This is a genomic window from Thalassobacillus sp. B23F22_16 (genome assembly GCF_043496955.1).
GTDB lineage: Bacteria > Bacillota > Bacilli > Bacillales > Halobacillaceae > Thalassobacillus > Thalassobacillus devorans_A.
Genome location: NZ_JBIEKD010000055.1, coordinates 1 through 3,381, shown reverse-complemented (window position 1 = coordinate 3,381; position 3,381 = coordinate 1). Strand labels below are relative to the sequence as shown.

Below are 3,381 nucleotides of genomic sequence, written 5' to 3'. Positions count from 1 at the left end.
GGAGATTTGCCTCCAGCTTCCTTCAGATTCCAGGTCGTCCCAGACACCCTTGCCTTCAGCTAACGGTTACAATGACCTTCACCGCTCGGGACTTGAACCCTAAAGCGTGCGCACATGCCGGGCACACCCAAAAAGCTAGACAGCAAATGCTGTCCAGCTTTTTATAGGTTGAATTCAGCTTCGTTCGTTGAGTCCATACTTAGCTGATTTCTTTGAAATAATCTTTATAGAAGCCACCGATTCTTCCGGTATTATCAAGAATGAAATAAAATTCCTCTGTTTCATTTTTCACATCGTAGACTTTACCAGGTGTAAGAACTTTATCTACAACGAACTTTTCAGCATCATTATGCACACACTCAATTTGCTTGATCGTTTTGCTTGTTTCCCAATTTTTATGGATCATGTTACCCCATCCTTTTTCCAGTTTATTTTTCTATGATATCGTTTTAGGTTGCCACACTCAACTGTTATTCGTTACATTATGAAAAGGAATTTCCTTGTCATATTTGATTCCTGTCCTGTCGACTGTACATTTGCTGCCAAGGACTGTCACTCCATGAACCACCGCTTGTTTCACAGCGGCACTGAATGCCGGGGCAATTTCATCTGCAGTTGTAATGGCTGTTACGTCATTCCGCTGAGCGACAAATAATATGGCTGTGTCCATTTCTCCCTCCTGCCGTATCTGCGCCAGTTCCTCGACATGCTTTTTGCCCCGCTTGGTAACAGCATCCGGAAATTTACCATACGTATCCTCTCTCATCGTGACGCTTTTAACCTCCAATATCAATTTCCTGCTTCCATTATCAAGGAAGAAATCGAACCGTGAAGGGCTTATTGTATATTCTCTTTTTAGTATCTTATAGTTTTTTAATGAGGGAATTACTCCATTTTGTAACGCTTTTTCAACTAATTGATTGGCAAGCTGTGTGTTTAAAGAAACCATGGTATTCGTGTTCTTATCTTCAATCATTACCGCCGACCAGGCTGTTTTCCTGGTCGGATCATTATGGTGTCTGACAATAATGGCGGCTCCTTCTCGTAATAAACCAGTTAACCTGCCCGGGTCAGGGAGGTGTACCCGAATGGTTTGCCCATTTTCTTTTAACCTACAATGTAAAATGAAACGATTAGGCCGTTCAAGGAAAACCGCTTCAAACAATTTATCCTGTTCAAATGGAACAAATGCTGTTTGCATGACAAAAACCACCTTTCTGCCGTAAAAAGAGACTGTCTCACCAAATTGAGACAGTCTCCTAACTTCATTTCTGAGTTTTATCATACCATTTTTTTGCTTCCTGTACTTCTGCTTCGGTAAGTTGGTGCCCATATCTCTCCCAAAAGACCTCTACAGCAGCACCGGCGTTTTCCAACATCTCTTTCAGTTCCTTCGTTTCTTCAGGTGGACAAATCGGATCGTTCTCTCCCGCTCCTATGAACAGCTGCTTGCCTGTCAAATCTGGAAGCTCCACATTTCTCCTTGGAACCATCGCATGAAAGAGCATCGCTCCTTTCAAACTGTTTTCGATGTGGAATAATAAGCTGCCGGCGATATTCGCTCCATTGGAATAGCCAGCTGCTATCACATGCTCACGGTCAAACCCATAAGCTTCAGCTGCTTCATCTAAAAACTCATCCAATTCTTTCGTCCGGTTAATCAAATCTTCTTCGTCAAATACACCTTCACGCAATCGTTTGAAAAAGCGCGGCATACCATTTTCTGATACATTACCACGAACAGAGAGGATGGATGCATCAGGGTCGATCATATTAGCGATCGGCAAAAGATCCTGCTCGGTTCCTCCTGTACCATGCAGGAGTAATAATACATTTTTATTATCTGTTTTTCCTTCCCGGAAAATATGTTTCATCTTCATTTGGATTGCCTCCTTCTTAAGTATCTATCATTGTTAATTGATCTTCATTTATCTCAGTATCAAGATAATGGTATCTCACATTCAAGATAACGTCAACTAAGAGCTGCTGGCAGAAGCCTCTTTTCTTTCCACCTTAGGAAGAAGCCATTGTAAGATGAACGGCAATAGTAAAACGATCATCAATAACCGAATCATTTGGAGCGAACTTACAATGGAAGGATCTCCACCTGCTTCATCCGCTGTCAAAGCCATCTCGATCAAACCTCCTGGGGCAATACTTAAGATTGCAGTCGAGAGCTCCATCCCTGTCCATAGAGTTAATAAGTAGCCTAAACCGAAAGATACCAGGATTACAAATAAAGCCAGGGCAAAATAATAAAAACAGTACCGCCCTGCCCGGATAACATCTGTAATGGAAACAGAATTACCAAGGTAGACGCCGAGACTCAGCTGGGCAAATATGAAAATAACCCCGGGAAGCTCAAATAATGGCATCCCCAAAGACTGAATCCCCCCGGTGATCAGCATTGGTACGATGACTAATGAGGCTGGAATTCGTTTTTGAAGCAAGAACCCTAAAAGGAATGCCGCCACGTAGAATAAGAGGGTGTACCACTCCCCTTGTATATGAGACGAGGCGTAAGCTGCTTCTTGTGATTTATCACTGGCAAAAAAATGAGTAGCCATAAAAGGTATCGCAAATAAGACAGTAACTAATCTAATCGTATGCAAAATCGTCACAAGGACCGTATTTCCTCTTAATGAATCGCTCAATGCCAGCATGGCTGATAATCCACCCGGCACACTGCCCAGCATACTTGTCTTCGCGTCAATTTCAATGTATCTGGAAATAATATAAGCATTTAATAAACTGATAGCAATCAATAATAAAGTAAAAATACTATAAGGGATCAAATAAGGCGTGACACTCGTAAAAGTATCGGCAGTAAATGTATTTCCTATTTGTATGCCTAAAAACCCGAAACTCAAATTCCTCAGTTTTAAAGAAGCTGCGGTTGCTTTCTTTGTCGTTACCTTGTATATCAGTAGAAAAGCCACCGGTCCCAGAATCCAGGGCAAAGGAAAATGAAGATAAAGAAAAACGCCTCCACCTGCTATGGAGATCAAAAAAGATAATAATAATTTCCATGAACGAGATTTAAACATAGCATTAACTCCTTCAGCCCAATTCTATCATACCCTTTCCATAACTCTAATCGATAGTATTGTTTTGCTTATTCAATTATAAGACCGAAAAGTCGAAGACTTGATTTCGAGATATTGTTTGAGGAAAAGGGGCGTTGGGGAAGGATTCGCTTTCCTGCGGGGGACCTGGCAAGCTTCCTCGGGCTAAGCCCTGCGGGATCTTGCCTTGCTCCTTCTCCCGCGGGAGATTCCTGTGGGATTCAGTAGAAGGATCCTTGAATGAAAAAAAGCCCTCCGTTATGATGCATTTGTACCCAAATACAAACATCAAAAGGAGGACTTCCCCTTGAATTCT

At 42.0% G+C, this 3,381-nt stretch carries 4 protein-coding genes; all 4 read right to left on the bottom strand.

Annotated features, from left to right (window positions below):
- Positions 1-199: 199 nt before the first annotated feature.
- Entirely contained in the window at positions 200-406 is a 207-nt protein-coding gene (locus tag ACGTNI_RS19890; protein ID WP_085508621.1) for a DUF6501 family protein, read from the bottom strand.
- Positions 407-463: 57 nt separating this feature from the next.
- Entirely contained in the window at positions 464-1,201 is a 738-nt protein-coding gene (sfsA, locus tag ACGTNI_RS19885; protein ID WP_394464237.1) for a DNA/RNA nuclease SfsA, read from the bottom strand.
- A gap of 64 nt (positions 1,202-1,265) precedes the next feature.
- Entirely contained in the window at positions 1,266-1,874 is a 609-nt protein-coding gene (locus tag ACGTNI_RS19880; RefSeq protein WP_085509230.1) for an alpha/beta hydrolase, read from the bottom strand.
- 102 nt (positions 1,875-1,976) lie between these two features.
- Complete coding sequence (locus ACGTNI_RS19875) at positions 1,977-3,047, bottom strand: AbrB family transcriptional regulator (protein ID WP_085508623.1); 1,071 nt, start codon at positions 3,045-3,047, stop codon at positions 1,977-1,979.
- Positions 3,048-3,381: the final 334 nt, after the last annotated feature.